We start from the raw sequence: 21,568 nt of genomic DNA on the forward strand, positions 1-21,568 counted from the left end.
CGAAATAATGCCTAAACGTACGGATATTAAAAGCATCTTAATTATTGGTGCAGGTCCTATTGTCATTGGTCAAGCATGTGAGTTTGACTACTCAGGTGCGCAAGCATGTAAAGCATTACGTGAAGAGGGTTATCGAGTTATCTTAGTGAACTCAAACCCTGCAACCATTATGACAGACCCATCAATGGCAGATGCAACATACATCGAACCAATTACTTGGCAAACTGTAGAACGTATCATTGAAAAAGAGCGCCCTGATGCAGTTTTACCAACGATGGGTGGTCAGACTGCGTTAAACTGTGCATTAGATTTAGATAAACACGGTATTTTAAAAAAATACGATGTTGAGCTAATTGGTGCTTCAAAAGACGCCATTGAAAAAGCTGAAGATCGTAAACTTTTTGATCAGGCAATGAAAAAAATTGGCTTAGAGTGCCCTCGCGCTGCTGTTGCCGAATCTATGCCTGAAGCATTAGAAATTCAATCGCGTTTCGGTTTTCCCGTCATTATTCGTCCATCATTTACAATGGGCGGTTCTGGCGGTGGTATTGCCTATAACCGAGAAGAATTCTTAGAAATCTGTGAACGCGGTTTCGAACTTTCTCCAACACACCAACTTCTTATCGATGAGTCACTTATCGGTTGGAAAGAATATGAAATGGAAGTTGTGCGTGACAAAAATGATAACTGTATCATTGTCTGCTCAATTGAAAACTTCGATCCAATGGGTGTGCACACTGGTGACTCTATCACTGTTGCACCTGCACAGACCCTTACAGATAAAGAATACCAACTTATGCGTAATGCATCAGTTGCTGTATTACGTGAAATTGGTGTTGAAACAGGTGGTTCAAACGTTCAATTTGGTATAAATCCAAAAGACGGCCGTATGGTTGTTATTGAAATGAACCCACGTGTATCACGTTCATCTGCACTTGCATCAAAAGCAACAGGCTTCCCTATTGCTAAAATTGCCGCAAAACTTGCAGTTGGTTATACACTCGATGAACTCAAAAATGATATTACAGGTGGCATTACACCAGCATCATTCGAACCATCGATTGACTATGTTGTAACTAAAATTCCTCGCTTTAACTTCGAGAAATTCCCACAAGCAGAGCCTGTACTTACCACACAAATGAAATCTGTGGGTGAAGTCATGGCTATTGGTCGTAACTTCCAAGAGTCGTTACAAAAAGCGCTTCGTGGTCTTGAAGTGGGTGCATGCGGTTTCGACGAAAAAATTGAAGCGACAACACCAAATGCCAAAGAAAAAATCATGCTTGAACTTAAAGTTCCAGGCCCTGAACGTATTTGGTATGTTGCAGACGCATTCCGTCAAGGTTTCACATTAGATGATATCTTTGAAGCAACCAAAATTGATCGTTGGTTCCTTATCCAAATCGAAGATATTATTAAAACTGAAGATCACATTAAATCACTTGGTTTTGGTGATTTAACTGCTGAAAATATCCGTTCATTCAAACGTAAAGGCCTATCTGACTTACGTATTGCAAACTTAATGGGTATTTCACAAAAGCAATTCCGTAAGCAACGCTGGAATTTAGGTATCTACCCTGTTTATAAACGTGTAGATACATGCGCTGCAGAGTTTGAGTCAAGTACTGCGTACATGTATTCAACTTATGATGAAGAATGCGAAGCAAATCCATCTGATCGCCAAAAAATAATGGTGATTGGCGGTGGACCAAACCGTATTGGACAAGGTATTGAGTTCGATTACTGCTGTGTACATGCTGCGCTTGCAATGCGTGAAGATGGTTATGAAACAATCATGGTTAACTGTAACCCTGAAACTGTTTCAACCGACTACGATACTTCAGATCGCTTATACTTCGAACCAATTACACTTGAAGATGTTTTAGAGATCATTCGTACTGAAAAACCAAAGGGTGTGATCGTACAATATGGTGGACAAACACCTCTAAAATTGGCACGTGCACTTGAAGAAGCAGGCACACCAATTATTGGTACATCTCCGGATGCAATTGACCGTGCAGAAGACCGTGAACGTTTCCAACAAATGATTCAGCGTCTACAACTACGCCAACCGAACAACAGCATTGTAAAATCTGCTGAAGAAGGTATCTCTGAAGCATCAAAAGTAGGCTATCCATTGGTTGTTCGTCCATCTTATGTACTTGGTGGCCGCGCAATGGAAATTGTATACAATGAAGATGAGCTCAAACGCTACCTTCGTGAGGCTGTTCAAGCATCTAACGATTCCCCTGTACTGCTTGACCACTTTTTAAACTCAGCCATTGAGGTTGATGTTGATTGCGTCTCTGATGGCAAAAATGTAGTCATTGGCGGTATTATGCAACACATCGAAGAAGCAGGTATTCACTCAGGTGACTCTGCATGTTCGATTCCACCGTATTCTTTATCTAAAGAAATTCAAGATGAGATGCGTCGTCAAACCATCGCTATGGCAAAAGAGCTTGGTGTAATTGGTTTAATGAACGTACAGTTTGCGGTCAAAGGAAATGATGTTTACGTGCTTGAAGTTAACCCACGTGCATCAAGAACAGTACCTTTTGTTTCTAAATGTATTGGTGACTCCCTTGCTAAAGTTGCTGCACGCTGTATGGCAGGACGCTCTTTAGCTGACCAAAACTTTACCAAAGAAATTATTCCTGAGCGTTTTGCAGTAAAAGAAGCTGTTTTCCCATTTGCGAAATTCCAAGGTGTAGATCCTATGCTTGGGCCTGAGATGAAATCTACAGGTGAAGTTATGGGTGTTGGCGAAACATTTGGTGAAGCATTCTATAAAGCTGTTTTAGGTTCAAATGAACGCCTACCAGGTTTACCTACAGAAAATGAAACAAAATATGCATTCTTATCTGTTCGTGAATCTGATAAAAAAGATGTTCTAACCATTGCAAAACAGTTTGCTGATTATGGCTTTAAGCTAGTTGCAACGGGTGGTACACACAAAGTAATCACCGACGCTGGTTTTGAATGTGAACGTGTCAATAAAGTGACTGAAGGTCGTCCTCATATCGTTGACCGCTTGAAAAATGGCGAAATACACCTTATTGTTAATACAACAGAAGGTAAACAAGCGCAATTTGACTCTGCTGCTATCCGTCGTGCTGCATTACAAGGTAAAGTGTATTACACCACAACAATTAGCGGCGCTGAGGCTGTTTGCCAAGCGTTTGCCGTAAAATTACCAATGGATGTATATCGTTTGCAAGATTTAACCGTTACTAGTTAATCCGCATTACCGAAAGGTCCCGTCACCTACTCGGTGGCGGGGCTTTTTATTTTTTAGACCTATATATTTTTATTTTGGAGGGACGACATGCAACGTTACCCTATGACTCCTGAAGGCAAAACTGCGTTAGAAAAAGAGCTGCAACAGCTGAAAACTGTTGAACGCCCACGTATTATTCAAGCGATTGCTGAAGCACGTGAACATGGTGATTTAAAAGAAAATGCTGAGTATCATGCAGCACGCGAACAACAAGGTTTCTGCGAAGGCCGTATTCAGGATATCGAAGCAAAACTTGGAGCATCTCAAGTCATTGACGTGACAGAGCTAGAAAAGAATGGTCGTGTTGTGTTTGGTGTTACCGTAACCATTGAGAACCTAGATACTGAAGAGCAAAAAACATATAAAATTGTTGGTGATGATGAAGCAGATTTTAAAATTAATAAAATTTCTGTGAACTCACCCATTGCTCGTGGTCTTTTAGGTAAACATGAGGGTGATGAAGCTAAGATTACAACACCTCAAGGAGAGGTTGAGTATGAGATTGTAAAAGTCGCCTACCTCTAAATAACTCGGGCATTATTATATACGATTATTTTAATGCCCACCATTCCCCGCAACAATATAATCATCCAACTATAAATATAAAAAACATATTTTACACTATAGTAAAATAAATGATCTTAATCATGATATACGCAAAACGATATATCTGTTATCAAATAACTATAAGCTCTTTAAAGAGTAATAATAATGAAGTACCTAATATTATATCTAATATGTCAAATTATAACTGTTACACCACTCCCAGCAAATACAATCAATATTGCAGGAAATATTATCGAATATTCATGCAATATAAAATTAAAGGAAAATAAAAATGAATGCTTATCGACGAAAAATATTAACGCAAGCGAAAAAGTTACCAGTAAGAAAATAGTTTCTGAAAGTACTTCAAATAATGTCGTTACGGTGACTTATTATTAATTAATCAAAGTTATTTTCTGTAATGTTTACGAAATAACCTGTATAATTTTTAATTAAATCTTGTAGTTTTTGTTAAACACATCTAGAATGTGACTCGTGTCACAGTTCTGTTTTATTAGCCCCAAGACAATTAGGTCACTAAAATGAAGAAATCGGTTCTTTTATCACTCACGTTAGGCTTGTTCACAACAGTTACAACATATGCTGCCGACGGTACTATTAATATTACGGGTAAGATCCTAGACAATACATGTAAAATTTCGACTGAGACTGTAAGTGTTACACTACCAACAATTTCTCAGCAAACACTTCAAACAGCAGGCAGTACAGCAGGCCGTACACCTTTCCAAATTAGTTTAAGTCAATGTAAGAGTGCTGGTAACATTGCAACATATTTTGAACCAGGTCCAACTGTAGACTATCTTACTGGTCGTTTAAATAACACCAGTACAGACAATGCTGCAACAAACGTTCAAGTACAGCTTTTAGGTAGTAATAACCAAGTAATTCCTGTTACTGCAACAGACAAAACAAGTGCTCAAACTAACTCTCAATGGGTTTCCGTTGAACAAGGTGGGCAAACTGACCTGAATTACTATGCAGAATACTTTACAAAATCTGGTGGTGTAACATCGGGTAATGTATCTACAAGTGTTCAATATACTATTATTTATCAATAATATAATAATGCGTATTAGAAATCTATTATCGCAAACTATCTTCATACTTACTGCTATGGTAAGTATGAACAACCATGCAGAAGTGATTCTGCATGGTACTCGAATTATATTCCCTTCTGAGAGTAAGGAAACAACCTTACAAATCAGTAATGAAGGTGCTCAACCATCACTTATTCAATCTTGGCTTGATAATGGCAATCCCAACAGTACGCCTGATGAGATTCAGCTACCTTTTGTGATTACTCCACCGATAGCACGTATCGATCCGCAGAAAAGTCAAACCCTACGTATTCTCGCCTTACCAAATAGCAATCAACTGAATCAACAGCAAGAATCTTTGTTTTGGTTAAATGTTCTTGATATTCCACCTAAGCCAGCATCACAAACGGCGGAAGAAAAAAGTAATTTTTTACAGCTCGCTATCCGATCTCGTATTAAATTTATCTACCGTCCTTCATCCATTAAAGACAATGTCAATGATGCTCCAAAGAAATTGAGCTGGTCACATGAAGGCAATAAAATTTCGATCAAAAACCCAACCCCCTTTTATATTACGATTACCTCTATTTTCTCTAAAGAGAATAGAAAGCTAGATTTAGCACCTCAAGGAGTATTAATTTCACCATACTCTGAATACAGTGTTGATAATCCTAAACAACTTTCACAACTTCGTTTTAGCACTATCAATGATTATGGTAGTCATACAGAACAAGACGTTAAGTTTTAATATCTTTATTCCCTATTATGCTTAATCAGAAAATTAGTTTTATTATACTTGGAATATTTGTACTTAATACCTCGGTATATAGTCAAAACCTACCACAAGAAGCAGATTTTGATACTAATTTTCTGATGGGGAATACAAAGAAAAATATTGATATATCTCGATTTAAATATACCAATCCTATTTTACCTGGAACATATAACCTAGATGTTTATGTAAATAATAAATGGGTAGGAAAACAGAATTTTGATTTTACCTCTACAATAAAACAAAGTAATGCAACAACTTGCTTTACTTTAAATACACTCCTTAATTACCATGTTAAATATGCTGCCTTAGAACATTTAATTAACGATAAAAAATCTCACCAATGTGCTGCATTGTCTGAATGGATTCCTAATGCATATTACGACTTTGACACATCGATTCAACGTCTAGATATTTTTATTCCACAGATTGCAATGCAAACAAAAGCTCGTGATTATGTAGACCCCAATACATGGGATCATGGGATTAATGCTGGCTTTCTTTCATACAATGCGAATGCATACCAAATAAAAAATAATTTAACTCAACAAACTCAAAAGACTAATGCTTTTATTAGCTTGTCTGCAGGCGTAAATTTGGATGAATGGCAACTGCGGCATAATGGTCAATGGCAATGGAGTAATGATAAGAATACGCTTTACACTCCCATTAATACTTATTTACAAAGAGCTATACCCAAATATCAAAGTATATTCACTATAGGCGATAGCTTTACTTCAGGGAATTTATTCAATTCGATTGGTTATAGAGGGCTAGACCTCTCTAGCGATGAACGTATGCTTCCCAACAGTATGCTAGGATATGCACCGCAAATTCATGGTGTTGCTAAAACAAATGCAAAGGTAGAAGTAAGACAACGTGGACAACTCATTTATCAAACGATTGTTTCCCCTGGTGCATTTGAAATTAATGACCTTTACCCTACCGGATTTGGTGGTACTTTAGATGTTTCAATTTTAGAATCTGATGGATATACCCAAAGATTTTCCGTTCCTTATTCTGCCTCAGTACAAATGCTAAGACCAAAAAGAAAGAAGTTTTCTTTTACCATTGGTCAAGTTAGAGAAAAATCTTTAAATACCCAACCGGTATTTTCTCAGGGTCTTTTACAATATGGGGTAAATAATTACCTTACAACTTCGGGTGGCCTACAAGTTTCCAAAAAATTCTACGCAATAAATTTAGGTACTGCTTTATCTACAAAGCTAGGTGCTTTCTCTGTCGATCTAACACACAACTCAAATGAGCTAGTAAACAAATCTATTTCTGGTGAATTACTTAATATTACTTATAATCGACTTATGGAGCCAACAAATACACAGCTCTCTCTGTCGGCATCACAACAATTACATGGCAATTACTTCACACTAAAAGATGCCATTTCATTCAAAGATTATGCTCAATATTTTATAGAGCAAAACCCAAATACCCTTGGAAGCCAAAGAAACCAGTTTCAAATTAATATCAATCAAATATTGCCACAGCAGTTTGGAAGTTTTTATTTAACAGGCTTATGGACAAACTATTCAGGGAGCCGCCAGTCCAATAAAGAATATCAGTTTGGATATAACAATAGTTATAAAGGTATAAATTATGCCCTTTCAGTGACTAGCCAACAATTACAGTATGCAAATCAAAAACTTGGGCACAATACAGAATACCTATTAACTTTTGCATTCCCAATTCGATTTAATCGATATACAGTCAATACCAATGCTAGCTTTTCTGAAGACAGTCAAACACTTGGTTTGAATGGAAACATCACTGATCAGCTAAATTATAGTGCGACATTAGCAAAACTTTTTAACCAAAAAAGTTATACAGTCACTGGGAATTATAAAAGTGATCTGACAACAATAGGTTCAAGTTATACGCAATCTGATAGCTATAAACAGGCAATGCTCGGGTTAAGTGGAAATGTCGTCGTACATCCACATGGCATATTATTTAGTCCTGAGCAAGGACAGACTATGGGCATTGTATATGCCCCTGATGCAACAGGCGCCAAAATTAATAGCAACCCAAACATACTAGTGAATAAGTCAGGATATGCTCTTATCCCCTATCTAAATCCTTATCGACTCAATGATATTTATATTAATCCTGAAAATACGTCAAATAATGTAGAGCTGAAAGAAACCAGTTATAGAATTGCACCATATGCAGGCTCTATTACTAAAATTATTTTCTCTACTCAAAAAGGCTATGCTGTTTATATTCACAGTAAAATGCCAAATGGTCAGCCCTTACCTTTCGCTGCACAAGCCTATAACACTAAAGGTGAGGTTGCTGGAATGGTTGCCCAAGGTAGTCTCATTTATATACGCACCCCTTTACCCGAAGATACTATTAAAATTAAATGGGGTGAAAAAGAAACAGATCAATGTAATGTACATTACACATTAAAGCATCAGCTAGAAAATAGTCATCTGAATATGTTTATGGTTGAGTCGCCATGTCAATAATTCGTTATATTCAATATTTTACTTTTATACTATTCACCAGCTTTATAAATCAAGCTTATGCAGCTTGTGGACCTTATGACTGGCTAAGTAACATAACAGTTCAAACTATACGCCAAAATATTGCTTTAGGTCGGATTGTTGCAAAACCTTCAGATGCTATTGGTCAAGTACTTAAAGAACAAACTTATACTATCTCTCCAAATGGAAGTTATTTATTTTGTAACTTTTATAGAAACTCATTTGTAAATCAAGGTGAGCTTTCACAACGCCGTCCTATAAGCAATTTGGGTAATAATATCTACTCCACCAATTTACGAGGCATCGGAATTAGAATTTCTTTAATAGAAGATGGTGTACAAAAAAACTTCCCTTTTAGTACATCTATAGATGCATCTTTTTATTATATTTCATTTTTTGGTTATAACTATTCGCTAGACAAAACTCGCTTACTCAAAATTGAAATTATTAAAACTGAAAATGATGTTGAATCGGGAAGTTTGAACTCTGGGCGTTATGCACTGTATTATATGGCTAATAATAGGAATATACCTTACCTTACAGCTGACTTACCTCTTAATGGAATTACCATTGCATCTTCTTCTTGTCTGATTACAAATAGTAATACAACGGTTAAGCTTGCCGATGCAATTCGCTCTAGTTTTAATGGAATCGGCTCAACTCAAGGCGAACAAAACTTTCAAGTTAATATATTATGCAATGGAGGAGATAATGTAACTTCCTATAATGAACAAAATCAGATTGGAGTGAACTTCAATTACACAGCCTCTGCATATAATACTCAAGCAATAAAAAATACGTCAAACAACTCACCTGCTTCAGGTGTCGACTTACAACTTCTATGGAGCAACAATAACGAAGCTATTCGAAATAATTATAACTATACAATTGGATCTATCGTATCAAATGATACACAGACTTATGAAATGCAATTAAAAGCACGCTATATACAGACTCAAGAGCAGATTAAACCCGGTCAGGTACAAGGGCTTGCAACAATTACCATTAACTATAAATAAAAAAAGCCACGAAATTCGTGGCTTTTTTAAAAAATAGGAATTATCCTAATTTTTTAGTAACGTAATCAATTGCTGATTGAACAGTTGTCAATTCATTTGAATCTTCATCAGGAATAGTGATGTCGAAATCATTTTCAAAAGACATAACAAGTTCAACTAAGTCTAAAGAATCAGCACCTAAGTCATCTGTGAAAGATGCTTCGTTTTTGATTTCTTCAGCACGCATACCTAGTTGTTCTGCAACTGCTTCTTTAACACGTTGTTCGATATCGCTCACAGGAAATTCTCCTCACTGCTTATGGCGTTTTAAATGCCGTTAGTTTAATGGAATAAAACAAAGATTGAAAGTTTATTAGCACAGCATTAAGCCATGTATAAACCACCATTTACATGTAAAACCGTACCTGTAATGTAACTAGATTTTTCACTAGCTAAAAAACTGACCGCATCAGCAATGTCTTGAGGTTCACCTAGACGCGCTAAAGCGACTTGTTCAGTCATCTTTTTACGAATTTCTTCGCTTAATTGATCTGTCATTTCTGTTGCAATGAAGCCAGGTGCAACACTATTTACAGTAATTTGACGGCTACCCATTTCCTTAGCCAAACTACGGCTAAATGCCTCAATACCTGCTTTTGCAGCAGAATAGTTTGCTTGGCCCGGATTTGCAAAATGTGCAACCACAGAACTAATATTGATAATTCGGCCAAAGCGAGCACGTGTCATACCCTTTAAAACACGTTTAGATAAGCGATAAACAGCTTTTAAATGAATATTTAAAATGTCATCCCAATCATCTTCACTCATACGTAATAAAAGATTATCACGTGTAATCCCCGCATTATTTACGAGCACCAGTACTGAACCATATTCTTTTTCAATATGAGTGATAAGCGCATCAATTGCACTTGCATCACGCACGTCTAATACTGCACCCACACCACTTTCTGCAAACTGTGCAGTAAGTTTTTCAGCGCCAGCTTCCGATGTTGCTGTACCAACAACAAAAAAACCATCTTTTATAAGTTGTGCAGCAATTGCAGCACCAATACCACGGCTTGCGCCAGTTACTAAAGCAATTTTACGTTGTTCTTGAGTCATGCAATTTTTCCTTCCGCCACTAAAATTGCGTTTAGGGCATCTTCCATACGAGACTGAGTATCAAGTGCAAATGTTTTTTCAATATTTGGTAAACGCTTCGCCATATTGCTCAGCACATTACCAGGACCACACTCTACAATAAAATCGATGTTATTATTCTGTAAAAGCTGAATTGTATTTGTCCACTGAACAGACCTATAGAGCTGCTCTGTTAAAGCTTGACGCAATTGAGTAACATTTTCAGCCGCAGCTGCATTCACATTCTGTATTACAGGAATCTGTGGTAACTCAATGGCAGTTTGTTCCAAAGCTTCTGCAAACTGTTCGGCAGCAGGCTTCATTAAAGAGCAATGTGATGGTACTGACACAGGTAACGCAATTGCTTTACCACTTTGTGCTTTTACAGTTGCCATTACTTGTTCAACCAAGCTTGCAGTACCAGCAATAACCACTTGCCCCTTGGTATTATAATTTGCAGCTTCAACACTACCGTGACCTGTCTGTGAGGCTTGCTGACATAATTCTAATACTTGTTCATCTGCCAAACCCAAAATAGCTGCCATCGCACCTTGACCTTGAGGCACTGCATTTTGCATCAACTGTCCACGCAGATGAACTAATTTCACAGCATCTGACAAAGTTAACGCATTCCCTGCAACTAGAGCACTATATTCACCTAATGAATGTCCTGCAAGGAACTTAGGTGCAATTCCACCAAGAGAAAGCCAAACACGCCACAATGCAATACTTGCTGTAAGTAAAACAGGCTGCGTATTTTGCGTTTGGTTCAATCCTTCACCGGTTTGTGTAATATTCCACAAATCCAAACCAACAGCATCTGACGCTTCAGCAAATGTTTCACGTACTTCACTAAATTGCTCAGCAATTTCAGCAAGCATACCCACTTTTTGAGACCCTTGCCCAGGAAAAACAAATGCCGTTCTTTCTGCTTGAGCAGCTTGCTCAAGTCGTTTAGCAGACATATAAGAATCCTTTTTTATCTTCTTTTGAAGTTAAGACGTGCAATCTATCATTATTTTTTATGCTTTTTAATTGCCAAATACAACATTTCACGCAATAAAAAAGGAGCTAACGCTCCCTTTTTTATTAGACAAATGCCTAATAGCTTCAATTATTCAGCACTTGCTTTAGCGAATAATTGACGACCACGGTAGAAACCGTCTTTAGTTACGTGGTGACGACGGTGAGTCTCACCAGTAGCTTGGTCTACAGTTAATGCATTCTCGGTTAAAGCGTCATGTGAACGGCGCATGTCACGACGAGAGCGACTTTTACGGTTTTGCTGAACGGCCATGATGGCTCCTTACAAAAAACGAAAAAATGGATCAGAACAAAATAGTTGTCTTAACTTCTAAGTATAACATACTTTTTAGTTAAGTTTACCCTTCAAACTTGCCAATACATCAAACGGATTATCCCGTTTTTCTTCGACAATGTCCTGCTCGGTAGGTTGATGCTTATGCTCACAAGCAATATGCTTAGGAGACAAAGGCAACAACAATAACAATTCGTCTTCTATCAGTGCAAGCAAATCAACAACAGCAGGTTGGTCAAATGACCCCTTTGTTGATGATTCATTTTCACCTAGAACGACGAAATCAGCATCCTCATCCAAGCGCTCTATCAGTGACTCATCTTCCACTAGCGCTAGATGCACGTCAGAAACTAAAGGTTCTTCCACAGTACCTAAGCAACGCTGGCACTCTAGAGGCACTTTGGTCTCTACCTGTACATCCAACCACACTAGACGTAAATATGCGTCCATTGATAGCTTACAGTTTATTTGAACCTGTTGATGATCAACTGGTCCAATGGCTTCACGAGCAATTCGAGCAAAGCGAGACAGGGGCAGATTTCCTGACCATGTAAAGCCCTGTTCAGCCCATTTAAACGGCTCAATTTGTGCCGGAAAGGTATTTGCTGACATAATTAAGGCGGCAATTCTACAAATTCATCTGAACTCTGTCAAAGTTTAAGATACAATTTCCCACTTTAAGACAGAACTATCGGGTAAATTAAGTCATGCAATCGTTGCTAGAGCAACCTAAGACTCATTCGTCATTACTTGTCCACACCCTAACCACCTTGGACTCTTGCCTACCAGTACCGCACATAAAGCTGTCGCCTTGGCATACCTTAACGAGTGAAGAATCACAAGTGGATTGGCTTATTTTACACTTTAATCATTGGTTTTCCCACCATAATGTCAAACTAATTAAAGGCGAAGATGAACCTGAGTATTTTCCAGCGCAAAATCAAACCCCTGCACGCATACAATTTGCACATGGGTTTTTTAATAGTGCCTTACATGAAATTAGTCACTGGAGTATTGCTGGTCAAAAAAGAAGAAAACTTCCAGATTTAGGTTATTGGTATGCGCCCGATGGTCGAACACAAGAACAGCAAAAATTGTTCGAACAAGTCGAAATTAAACCACAAGCCATTGAATGGTTATTTGCAAAAGCATTTGGTCGAAAATTCCGTGTATCGCTTGATAACCTCACGGGCAATCCAGGTGACAGTAAGGATTTTAAAGATCGTGTTTTTGAGCAAGTTTACGCTTTCTTTTTAGGAGAAGCTTCTCTACCTAAAGATGCTGCATATTTTATTTATTATATTTGCCACGTCACACGTGATGGACAATTTATTCAACTGAACGAATTTCAACGTAGTGAGCTAGATTAAAGTTTGGATATCTATAAAATACAGATACCTCTATTACTATTATTGATATTTTTTCTTCAGTGCTTGAAACTCTGAACATCCTTTAAGTACTTTAGTTTCTTTAAATAGAACCTCTTTATATTGGTTATAAACATTCAAATGAACCGTTACTTTATCTTTCTCAATCACAGTTAATCGAGACTTCATCACACGCTTATTTTCTATATTTAAACCTAGAGGCAATTGGGTAAAATCGCATAACATCTTTTCCAACTCATCATGCAATGTTTTAGGAAAAAAGTCATCGTTTAAATGATCCAAACCAATATTAAAAAAAATTTCTGGATAGCCCATTTTGCGCTCAACCTGTCCTACCAGATTATCATGAAATGTTTTATTTATTTTTGTGGATGGGATCGCTTTTAATGAGTCTCTATATCCACTTTCCATAGAGTAATGAAAATAAAGATTATTCCCCCAAACTAAACCCGCAACAATTAAACCACCAACAGCAATAAACGTCTTACTTAATTCCACAACGATAACTTTTGAAAAACATTATATTAATACATAATATGAAATTCATCTATATTTTAGACAATTTAAATACAAATTTAACAAATTAATTATTAATTGTGATTTATTTATCAAAAATACATATTGTAAGACAATAAAAAATTTATTGGTAAAGTCTATATATAGACGCCATAATACCGCCATTCAATACAAGAAAAAATTTGGAGTCGCTCAATGCTTCACTTAAGAGTTCATCCCGACAATCCACAGCCAAGACTCATTCAACAAGCCGTGGAAAGAATTCGTAACGGCGAAGTAATTATCTATCCAACTGACACTGCGTATGCAATTGGTTGCCAAATTGGTAATAAATCAGCAATGGAAAGAATTGCTCAAATTCGTCAACATGATGATAAGCATCAGTACACCATTTTATGTAGTGATTTATCACATTTAGCAAATTTTGCAAAGGTAAACAATGCAACCTACCGTCTATTAAAGTCGCATACCCCATCGACGATCACATTTATTTTACCTGCAACTAGTGAAGTCCCTAGAAGACTCATGCATCCAAAAAAGAAAACAATTGGTTTACGTGTGCCTGAAAATACCATTTGTCAGATGCTCCTCAAAGAATTAGGTGAACCTCTACTGACCAGTACACTAATTTTACCAAACCATGAACATCCTCTAGATGATCCATATGAAATTGAAGTACAACTAGAAAAAAGAGTAGATGTTTTTATTGATAGTGGATTTGGTACTCTTCATGTAACGAGTATTGTAGACCTCTCTGGAGACCAACCAAGTGTTATTCGTCATGGGTTTGCAGATGTAAGTGCATTTGAGTAAAGCTCATATTGAAATTGGTGTAACGAAATAGCTTCTATGCCAACAAATTAATATTTTTCATTTTTTTAATTTATTAACGTAGTGAATTCAGCTAGAATAGCGTTCTAACTATCTAACGATGCTTTTGTTAGATACTATCATGCCTTTGAAAATTCGCGTGGCCTAATACTGAATGAACTCTTCCATTTTTACTTCAATGGACACTTCTAAAAACATCCGTGTTATGGATGAATGGCAAGAAGCGATTCCTGAAGATCTATATATTCCACCTTCAGCCTTTGAAATTCTTTTAGACCATTTCGAAGGCCCGCTCGATTTTCTGATTTATCTCATTCAAAAAAATGGCTTTGACTTATTGCAACTTGATATCGCGCCAATTGCAACACAATACTTATCGTACATGCATACAATGAAGTCAATGAACATAGAATTGACAGCAGACTATATGGTTATGGCTGCCTTATTAGCAGACTTAAAATCCCGTCTTTTATTACCTAAACCTAAAACATTAAGTATAGAAAAAGATCCTAAACAGCAATTAATTCAAAAACTAGAAACCTATTTACGCATTAAGAATAGTGCTGAACAACTGAATCAATTGAATATTTTAGATCGTGATACTTTTTCTACTTATGTATCTGTACAGCGTTCCGAGCATACTTATGAAGGTTATGAAGCAGAATCATTAAAACATGCTCTCATGTGTATTTTTAATCGGCCTGAACCTGTCACACATCAAATTGAAAAGGAACCCGTTCAACTTGAAGAGCGTATTGCCTATATTGAGGATTGTTTAAGTACAGGAAAATCTTTTACATTTAATACACTCATTGAACCACGCCAAGGTAAAATAGGCATGGTAGTTACATTTATGGCGATTTTAGAATTAACACGCCAAAATAAACTGAATATTGTATCAAATGGAGAAGATAGCCCTCTTACTATTCAGGGAGTTCGTGCATGACCCTTCATACTCATATCATCAGCGAAGATGAACAACGTCATGAAGCACTCATGCAATTAGAAGCAATCATCTTTGCAAGTGATTCCCCTGTATCAATCGCACGCTTAAAAGAAGCTTTTCAGCAGAAATACACTTCAGCGCAACTCAAAGATTTATTAAAACAATTGGCACTTTTGCAGCATGGTCGTTCCATAGAGTTAATTGAAACAGCACAAGGATTTCGTTTTCAGGTTCGCGCAAAATATAGTAGTATTATTTCACAGGTCTGGCCTGAACGTCCTGTAAAGCTGTCTTCATCACTTCTTGAAACCATTGCTGTGGTTGCATACCATCAACCCGTTACACGTGCAGATATCGAACAAATACGTGGTGTAACAAATAATAGTCAAATATTAAGAAACTTATTTGATTTGGGTTGGATTAAAGAATCTGGTTTTCGTGAACTTCCAGGAAGACCAGCTTTGTTAGTCACCACCCCACAATTTTTAAATGCTTTTGGTCTATCTGCTTTAGATCAACTGCCTCCCCTACAGGATACCAAGGAAGCTTTCATGACACTGGATGCCAATACCCCAAAGTCGTGAATAGGTGGACTGTTGCTTGATTAATTCTAAGGTTTACTGTTATGAGTGAAAAGTTACAAAAAGTTCTTGCCCGTGTTGGTTTAGGGTCTCGCCGTTACATGGAAGAAGTTATTGCTGCTGGCCGTGTAAGTGTAAATGGTAAGGTCGCTCAAGTTGGCGAGCGTATCGAGTTTGGTGATGAACTTCGTATTGATGGCCGTAAGGTACAATTTCAACTTGAAGAAGAAATCCGTCGTCGTGTGCTCGTATACTACAAACCAGAAGGTGAAATTTGCTCTCGCAATGATCCAGAACAAAGACCGACTGTATTTGATAATCTTCCTCAAATTGCAAATGACCGTTGGGTTATGGTGGGTCGTCTAGACATTAACAGTACTGGTTTACTGTTGTTTACAAATGATGGTGAACTTGCAAACCGACTTATGCATCCTTCAAATGAGGTTGAGCGTGAATATGCTGTGCGTGTTATGGGTGACTTAACACCACAAATGCGCCAGACCTTAATTAAAGGTGTAGAGCTTGAGGATGGGCCTGCAAAATTCGAGTCTATCTCTGATTTAGGTGGTGAAGGAATCAACCGTTGGTATCAAGTAGTTGTAAAAGAAGGACGTAATCGCGAAGTACGTCGCCTCTTTGAATCTCAAGAATTAAAAGTAAGTCGTTTACTACGTACTCGCTATGGCTCCGTCATTTTACCAAGAGAACTACGTACAGGGCGTTGGACGGAACTCGATAAACACGATATCGACACTTTAACAAAATTGGTAGAGTTGAAACCACGTCAAGGTACTGGATTATTTGGCCTTGCAAAGCGTCGTGCCGACCGTATGACAGAAAAACCAATGGCTGCACGTCGTGGTGGCTATTTACGTCAACAACGTAGAGATGAAGGTGAAACACCTACAACAAATGGCAAACCGGCAAGCTCATCAGAGCGCCCAAAGAAACCATTCAATGTAACCAAAAAACCTTCTTTCAAAAAACGTGATTCACAACGTTAGTTTATATAAAAAGCCTCAGAAATGAGGCTTTTTTATGATTTAAATTTTTGGTATATCAAACCATAATGCAGCTGGAAAATTTTTTTGAACATATTGTTTTAAATAGCGTTGTGTTTCTATTGAAATGGTCTGATCTTCAGATTCATCATTTAGGTTGTATGCAATAGCATGTAGCTTTATATTTCTTTGCTGTAGTGCTTCTAAACTTAGTAAAGTATGATTGATACTGCCCAAACGACCAGAAGTCACCAATATAACTGGGAATTCTTTTTTCTTAATATAATCAATGGTTAATAATTCATCTGTAAGCGGAACCATTAAACCACCTGCTCCTTCTAAAAGTACAACATCAAACTTTTTTACCAACTCATGTGTCGCATTTTCTATTTTTTTAAAATCAATCGAACGACCATCTAATTTCGCAGACAAGTGTGGCGATGCAGGATAACTAAAAATTTCAGGCATGGTGATTTTTTGATGATCTTCTTCAAAAAGGGGAATTCCCATAATTTCTCGATGTTTTAAAATATCTTCAGAGTATTCTTTATTTCCTGTTTGAATTAATTTTTGTGTAATAACACATTGGCCATTTTCTAAATACTTTTTTGCCAAATAACCTGTTGCATATGTTTTCCCAACTTCGGTATCTATACCACTAATAAAATAAACTGTATGGTGCATTAGACTCTCCGAGCAACGATATAAATAGGATGATATGTCAATGGATAATATTTTGTATGATCTAAGCCAATATAGCTAAATTGCTCGGTATAGTCGGCATCAAATTGTTTTAAAGTGTTTTTTGTCCAAATAAAACCAGTGGTATTGGCTGTTACGCCTGTGGCCTTAAGGTGCTTTAATACAGATAAAGGCTTTGGAAAATCCAACATTATCTTGGCTTCTTCCATATGCAAAACATCAAAACCAGTATTTCTTAACTGTTGCTTTAAATGATTCGCAGATAAATACGCTAAACCCTGCCCTGTTAATGCTTTAATTTCTTTTAAATTATCTGGGCCAAAAATTGAAAAAATAAACCAACTTTGAGGTAATAAAGCATCATAGATTTTTTGGAATACTTTAGGTAAATCATGCATCCACTGTAATGCTGAACTAGATACAACAAGATGATTTTGTTTTGGAAATTCAATTGTTTCTGCATCACCAACACAAAACTCTATATTTGAAAATGTTTGAAAGAAGCTTTGTATCTCGGGATAAATATCATTTACCACATAACGATCAACACTTAAACTATGAAGCAATCTGTGTGTCAGCATTCCCGAACCGCAACCCACTTCAAAAATTTGTGGTATTTCTTTAGAGACATGGGCTTGAATTAAATGTGCCAAATGCGCACAAATCTCATCCTGAGCTGTCGCATGTTGCGTATAACTGTCTTTGGCACGTGAAAAACGTTGCTGTACTTGCTGCTTAGAAATACTCACAATATGTTTACCAATCGCTCAATTTCAAATTGTGGTATTGAGGCAGTTAACGATACTCTCAGTCTCGCACTATTTTTTGGTACGGTCGGTGGTCTTACAGGCATAATATAAAAACCATGTTCTTGCATAACTTTAGCTTGAGTAACTGCCGCCTCACTCTCACCAATAATAATGAGGATCAAATGGCTTGTAGATGGACTACTATAACCTTTTTGAATGATCTCTGATTGTAAATAGCTGCTTAATTCGGCAAGTGTACGGCGTTCTTTTTGCAATGTTTGTATTTGCTTAAACATGAAAGTTGTCCAAGCAATATTAATTGGGGGTAATGCTGTGCTAAAAATAAGTGGTCGCATTGTATTAATTAAATAATCACGAATAACTGGTTCACAAATTAAGTATCCACCCACAGACGCTACTGCCTTACCAAAAGTTCCAACCAAAAAGTCTATTTCTGGAATGACTTGATACTGCTGTGCACAGCCTAAACCTGAATGACCACGCACACCAATGGCATGTGCTTCATCTACATATAACATTACTTTTGGAAATTGTTTTTTCAGTTTTACAAGCTGTATTAAATCTGCTTCATCGCCATCCATACTAAAAATACTTTCAGTGACGACAATAATCCGATCAATCTCTAAATCATCATGATGTTTTGCAATCAGTTGTGATAAATGCTCGAGATCATTATGTCTATACCTGAGGTATTTACTTTGACTTAAACGTATACCATCAATAATACTTGCATGAACCAACTTATCTGCCAAAATCAGCGTTCGATTGTCTGCAAGTGCAGGTAAAATGCCAATATTCATGTGGTAGCCACTATTAAACAATAGCGCAGATCTTCCTAAAAATGCATCAGAAAGTGTTTTTTCACATAATGTATATTCTTCAAAATTACCTGTAAGTAATCGTGAGGAGGAGGAACTAAAATAGTAAGATTTTTCATCTAGAAACTGTTCAGCCAAATGCTTCTTTGAAGCAAGCCCTAAATAATCATTTGAAGACAGATTCAGCATGGTCTTATTTTGAATAGTAATCCAATGGTCATTTTGCTGATTAGCAGTAAACTGTCTAAAATTTCCTGATAATTTTAATATATCTAATTTTTCTTCGTAATGTTTTAAAATAGACATTAGACACTCATCCGACTCTGTATGACTTCACCAAGTTGCGTTAATAAAAATGCCAATTCATCATCCGTAATAATGTAAGGTGGCATCACATACACCAAGCGACCAAATGGACGAACCCAGATACCACGGCGGACAAACTCATCTTGTAAAACAGCCATGTTCACTGCATTTTTCATTTCAACAACGCCAATTGCACCCAAAACACGTATATTTTCAACAGTATCTAGATCATTTAACGGCTGTAAATGCTGAAGTAAAGTAGATTCGATACGTTGAATATTGTTTTGCCAATCTTGATTTACAAGGAGTTGAGTACTCTTTAATGCAACCGCACATGCCAAAGGGTTTGCCATAAATGTAGGCCCATGCATAAATACACCTGCCTCACCTGAGGAGATAACCTCTGCAACATGTGTATTTGTAAGTGTTGCAGCAAGTGTCATATACCCACCTGTCAGCCCTTTACCAATACACATAATATCAGGCTCGATACTGGCATGCTCCCAAGCAAACATTTTTCCTGTTCGTCCAAAACCTGTAGCAATTTCATCAAAAATCATAAGTACATTATATTTTTCGCATAATGCTTTGGCTTGACGCAAATATTCAGGGTGGTAAAAACGCATACCTCCAGCACCTTGTACAATCGGCTCAATAATCATGGCAGCAATATTTTCATGATGTGTTGCCAAAGTATCTGCCAATGCCTGAGTATCTTCTTTAATCCAAGCCCCACCATATGGACTTTGTGGTGCAGGTACGAAATATCGAATCGGCAAACAACTGCCAAAGACTTGATGCATCCCTGTCACAGGGTCACATACCGACATCGCATTCCATGTATCGCCATGATAGCCTGAGCGAGTGGTGACAAAGTTGGTTTTTTGGTGCTTCCCTTGCGCTGTCCAATATTGAACAGCCATTTTAAGTGCGACTTCAACAGATACAGAGCCAGAATCTGCATAGAAAATTTTATCAAGCGTGGGGGGTGTAATTTGCAGTAATAACTTACCAAGTTCGATCGCAGGTTCATGTGTTAAACCACCAAACATCACATGCGACATTTTATCCAGTTGGTCTTTAACTGCTTGATTTAATGCTGGATGATTATAACCATGAATGGTACACCACCAAGAAGACATCCCATCAATCATAGTGCGACCATCTTCTAACTCTATTGTAGAGCCATAAGCACATTTCACCTTAAAAGTGGGTAAAGGGTTAAGCATAGATGTATATGGATGCCATAAATGTGTTTTATCAAATTGGTCTGTCATCCGAGCACCTTTTTTTTACAAGATCATGGCATACTAATTTCTTTTAATTTGAAAAACTATTGCTAGATACTTCAAATTTTCACAATTATGCTAGAGAAGATAAGAATTTTTGAATAGCATGCAAAGTTTCTTTTACATGAAAGATAGGAAATGCATGACTCACGTTCGGTAGTATTGTCGTTACCATAGATTCAGTAGATATTTTTTCAATATCTGCTATAACTTGGTAGGGAACTAACGTATCTTCCTGACCAAATATATAATGGATATCAAGCGGAGAATCTTTTAAATTATGGACTAAATTTAAAGATGCAAGTAGTTGCAAGCCCATTTTTAAATGATCAGTGGATAGTGAATCTACATGTTTTAATATAAACTGCCAATGTTGTTTTAATTGTTCTTCACCACGGCAAATATTCAAATAAAATTGTTTTAATGTGGCTTTCTCATTTGCATTATAGCCATTTCTAAATGAGTCAAAATCATTCATTGGCATTGCATGCTCCCAGTTCTCACGGCGTACAAAACTTGGGTTAGAAGCAAGACAAATAACAGGCTTACAGATATTCTCTTTTTCCAATATTTCTAATGCAAGCCATGTTGCCAGTTGCCCTCCCAATGACCATCCAATCAAAACCTCTGATTTACATGCTAAATCATAAATGCTTTGAATTGTGTTTACGTCGAATGGATCGAATATATCGACTATACTGGCCTGATATCCTATCGTTTCCAACTGCTTAGCCAACGGACTAAGTAAATTCTTAGTTACTCCCCAACCACTAATGATTAATGCTGTTTTCATTCAGAATGATT

The 21,568-nt window shown here is 37.1% G+C and carries 22 protein-coding genes; 11 read left to right on the forward strand and 11 right to left on the reverse strand.

Annotation, left to right across the window (positions count from 1 at the left end; all coding sequences use genetic code 11):
• Window positions 1-7: 7 nt before the first annotated feature.
• From carB to I2F23_RS00585, 6 genes are all read left to right on the forward strand, one after another.
• The gene (gene carB / locus I2F23_RS00560; protein ID WP_195770654.1) at window positions 8-3,241 is read left to right on the forward strand and encodes a carbamoyl-phosphate synthase large subunit; all 3,234 of its coding nucleotides are present in this window, start codon (window positions 8-10) and stop codon (window positions 3,239-3,241) included.
• 87 nt (window positions 3,242-3,328) lie between these two features.
• Window positions 3,329-3,805, forward strand: a complete 477-nt coding sequence (gene greA / locus I2F23_RS00565; RefSeq protein WP_195770655.1) for a transcription elongation factor GreA — start codon at window positions 3,329-3,331, stop codon at window positions 3,803-3,805.
• 563 nt (window positions 3,806-4,368) lie between these two features.
• Window positions 4,369-4,905: a fimbrial protein gene (locus I2F23_RS00570; protein WP_195770656.1), complete on the forward strand. Its 537-nt coding sequence runs from the start codon at window positions 4,369-4,371 to the stop codon at window positions 4,903-4,905.
• A gap of 7 nt (window positions 4,906-4,912) precedes the next feature.
• A complete protein-coding gene (locus tag I2F23_RS00575; protein ID WP_195770657.1) occupies window positions 4,913-5,632 on the forward strand; it encodes a fimbrial biogenesis chaperone in 720 nt (239 codons plus the stop codon).
• A gap of 17 nt (window positions 5,633-5,649) precedes the next feature.
• Window positions 5,650-8,142: a fimbria/pilus outer membrane usher protein gene (locus I2F23_RS00580; RefSeq protein WP_195770658.1), complete on the forward strand. Its 2,493-nt coding sequence runs from the start codon at window positions 5,650-5,652 to the stop codon at window positions 8,140-8,142.
• Entirely contained in the window at window positions 8,133-9,179 is a 1,047-nt protein-coding gene (locus tag I2F23_RS00585; RefSeq protein ID WP_195770659.1) for a fimbrial protein, read from the forward strand. Before I2F23_RS00580 ends, I2F23_RS00585 begins: the two co-directional genes overlap by 10 nt.
• A 40-nt stretch (window positions 9,180-9,219) precedes the next feature.
• Here I2F23_RS00585 and acpP read toward each other — a convergent pair whose 3' ends face one another.
• The 5 genes from acpP to I2F23_RS00610 all read right to left on the reverse strand — a co-directional run bounded on the left by acpP (window position 9,220) and on the right by I2F23_RS00610 (window position 12,228).
• A complete protein-coding gene (gene acpP, locus I2F23_RS00590) occupies window positions 9,220-9,456 on the reverse strand; it encodes an acyl carrier protein (protein ID WP_195770660.1) in 237 nt (78 codons plus the stop codon).
• An 86-nt stretch (window positions 9,457-9,542) separates the two neighbouring features.
• Window positions 9,543-10,280, reverse strand: coding sequence for a 3-oxoacyl-ACP reductase FabG (fabG, locus tag I2F23_RS00595; RefSeq protein WP_195770661.1), 738 nt, complete (start codon window positions 10,278-10,280; stop codon window positions 9,543-9,545).
• A complete protein-coding gene (gene fabD, locus I2F23_RS00600) occupies window positions 10,277-11,263 on the reverse strand; it encodes an ACP S-malonyltransferase (RefSeq protein ID WP_195770662.1) in 987 nt (328 codons plus the stop codon). Before fabD ends, fabG begins: the two co-directional genes overlap by 4 nt.
• Window positions 11,264-11,412: 149 nt before the next feature.
• Window positions 11,413-11,595 carry a 50S ribosomal protein L32 gene (rpmF, locus tag I2F23_RS00605; RefSeq protein ID WP_023273709.1) on the reverse strand — a complete coding sequence of 61 codons (183 nt, stop codon included), beginning with the start codon at window positions 11,593-11,595 and terminating at the stop codon, window positions 11,413-11,415.
• Between the two features lie 75 nt (window positions 11,596-11,670).
• The gene (locus tag I2F23_RS00610; protein ID WP_195770663.1) at window positions 11,671-12,228 is read right to left on the reverse strand and encodes a YceD family protein; all 558 of its coding nucleotides are present in this window, start codon (window positions 12,226-12,228) and stop codon (window positions 11,671-11,673) included.
• Between the two features lie 95 nt (window positions 12,229-12,323).
• Here I2F23_RS00610 and I2F23_RS00615 point away from each other — a divergent pair, with 95 nt between their 5' ends.
• On the forward strand, window positions 12,324-12,986 hold the full coding sequence (locus I2F23_RS00615; RefSeq protein WP_195770664.1) for an elongation factor P hydroxylase: 663 nt from the start codon (window positions 12,324-12,326) through the stop codon (window positions 12,984-12,986).
• 39 nt (window positions 12,987-13,025) lie between these two features.
• Here I2F23_RS00615 and I2F23_RS00620 read toward each other — a convergent pair whose 3' ends face one another.
• Window positions 13,026-13,502, reverse strand: a complete 477-nt coding sequence (locus I2F23_RS00620) for a hypothetical protein (protein ID WP_195770665.1) — start codon at window positions 13,500-13,502, stop codon at window positions 13,026-13,028.
• A gap of 213 nt (window positions 13,503-13,715) precedes the next feature.
• On the opposite strand from I2F23_RS00620, the gene I2F23_RS00625 reads away from it, so the two are divergent.
• From I2F23_RS00625 to rluB, 4 genes are all read left to right on the forward strand, one after another.
• Window positions 13,716-14,333, forward strand: coding sequence for an L-threonylcarbamoyladenylate synthase (locus I2F23_RS00625; protein ID WP_195770666.1), 618 nt, complete (start codon window positions 13,716-13,718; stop codon window positions 14,331-14,333).
• 172 nt (window positions 14,334-14,505) lie between these two features.
• Entirely contained in the window at window positions 14,506-15,297 is a 792-nt protein-coding gene (locus I2F23_RS00630; protein WP_195770667.1) for a segregation and condensation protein A, read from the forward strand.
• Window positions 15,294-15,881: an SMC-Scp complex subunit ScpB gene (scpB, locus tag I2F23_RS00635; RefSeq protein ID WP_195770668.1), complete on the forward strand. Its 588-nt coding sequence runs from the start codon at window positions 15,294-15,296 to the stop codon at window positions 15,879-15,881. Before I2F23_RS00630 ends, scpB begins: the two co-directional genes overlap by 4 nt.
• A gap of 41 nt (window positions 15,882-15,922) precedes the next feature.
• Complete coding sequence (rluB, locus tag I2F23_RS00640) at window positions 15,923-16,882, forward strand: 23S rRNA pseudouridine(2605) synthase RluB (protein WP_407647975.1); 960 nt, start codon at window positions 15,923-15,925, stop codon at window positions 16,880-16,882.
• Window positions 16,883-16,921: 39 nt separating this feature from the next.
• Here the strand turns inward: rluB and bioD are convergent, their stop codons facing one another.
• The 5 genes from bioD to I2F23_RS00665 form a co-directional block, all read right to left on the reverse strand.
• Window positions 16,922-17,563 carry a dethiobiotin synthase gene (bioD, locus tag I2F23_RS00645; protein WP_195770669.1) on the reverse strand — a complete coding sequence of 214 codons (642 nt, stop codon included), beginning with the start codon at window positions 17,561-17,563 and terminating at the stop codon, window positions 16,922-16,924.
• Complete coding sequence (gene bioC, locus I2F23_RS00650; protein WP_277095261.1) at window positions 17,563-18,330, reverse strand: malonyl-ACP O-methyltransferase BioC; 768 nt, start codon at window positions 18,328-18,330, stop codon at window positions 17,563-17,565. Before bioC ends, bioD begins: the two co-directional genes overlap by 1 nt.
• Entirely contained in the window at window positions 18,327-19,475 is a 1,149-nt protein-coding gene (locus I2F23_RS00655; RefSeq protein WP_195770670.1) for an 8-amino-7-oxononanoate synthase, read from the reverse strand. Before I2F23_RS00655 ends, bioC begins: the two co-directional genes overlap by 4 nt.
• On the reverse strand, window positions 19,475-20,752 hold the full coding sequence (gene bioA / locus I2F23_RS00660) for an adenosylmethionine--8-amino-7-oxononanoate transaminase (RefSeq protein WP_195770671.1): 1,278 nt from the start codon (window positions 20,750-20,752) through the stop codon (window positions 19,475-19,477). The genes I2F23_RS00655 and bioA overlap by 1 nt, the downstream gene beginning before the upstream one ends.
• Before the next feature lie 85 nt (window positions 20,753-20,837).
• Window positions 20,838-21,557, reverse strand: a complete 720-nt coding sequence (locus I2F23_RS00665) for an alpha/beta hydrolase family protein (protein ID WP_195770672.1) — start codon at window positions 21,555-21,557, stop codon at window positions 20,838-20,840.
• Window positions 21,558-21,568 lie beyond the last annotated feature (11 nt).

Source organism: Acinetobacter pollinis (assembly GCF_015627175.1).
GTDB classification, from domain to species: Bacteria; Pseudomonadota; Gammaproteobacteria; order Pseudomonadales; family Moraxellaceae; genus Acinetobacter; species Acinetobacter pollinis.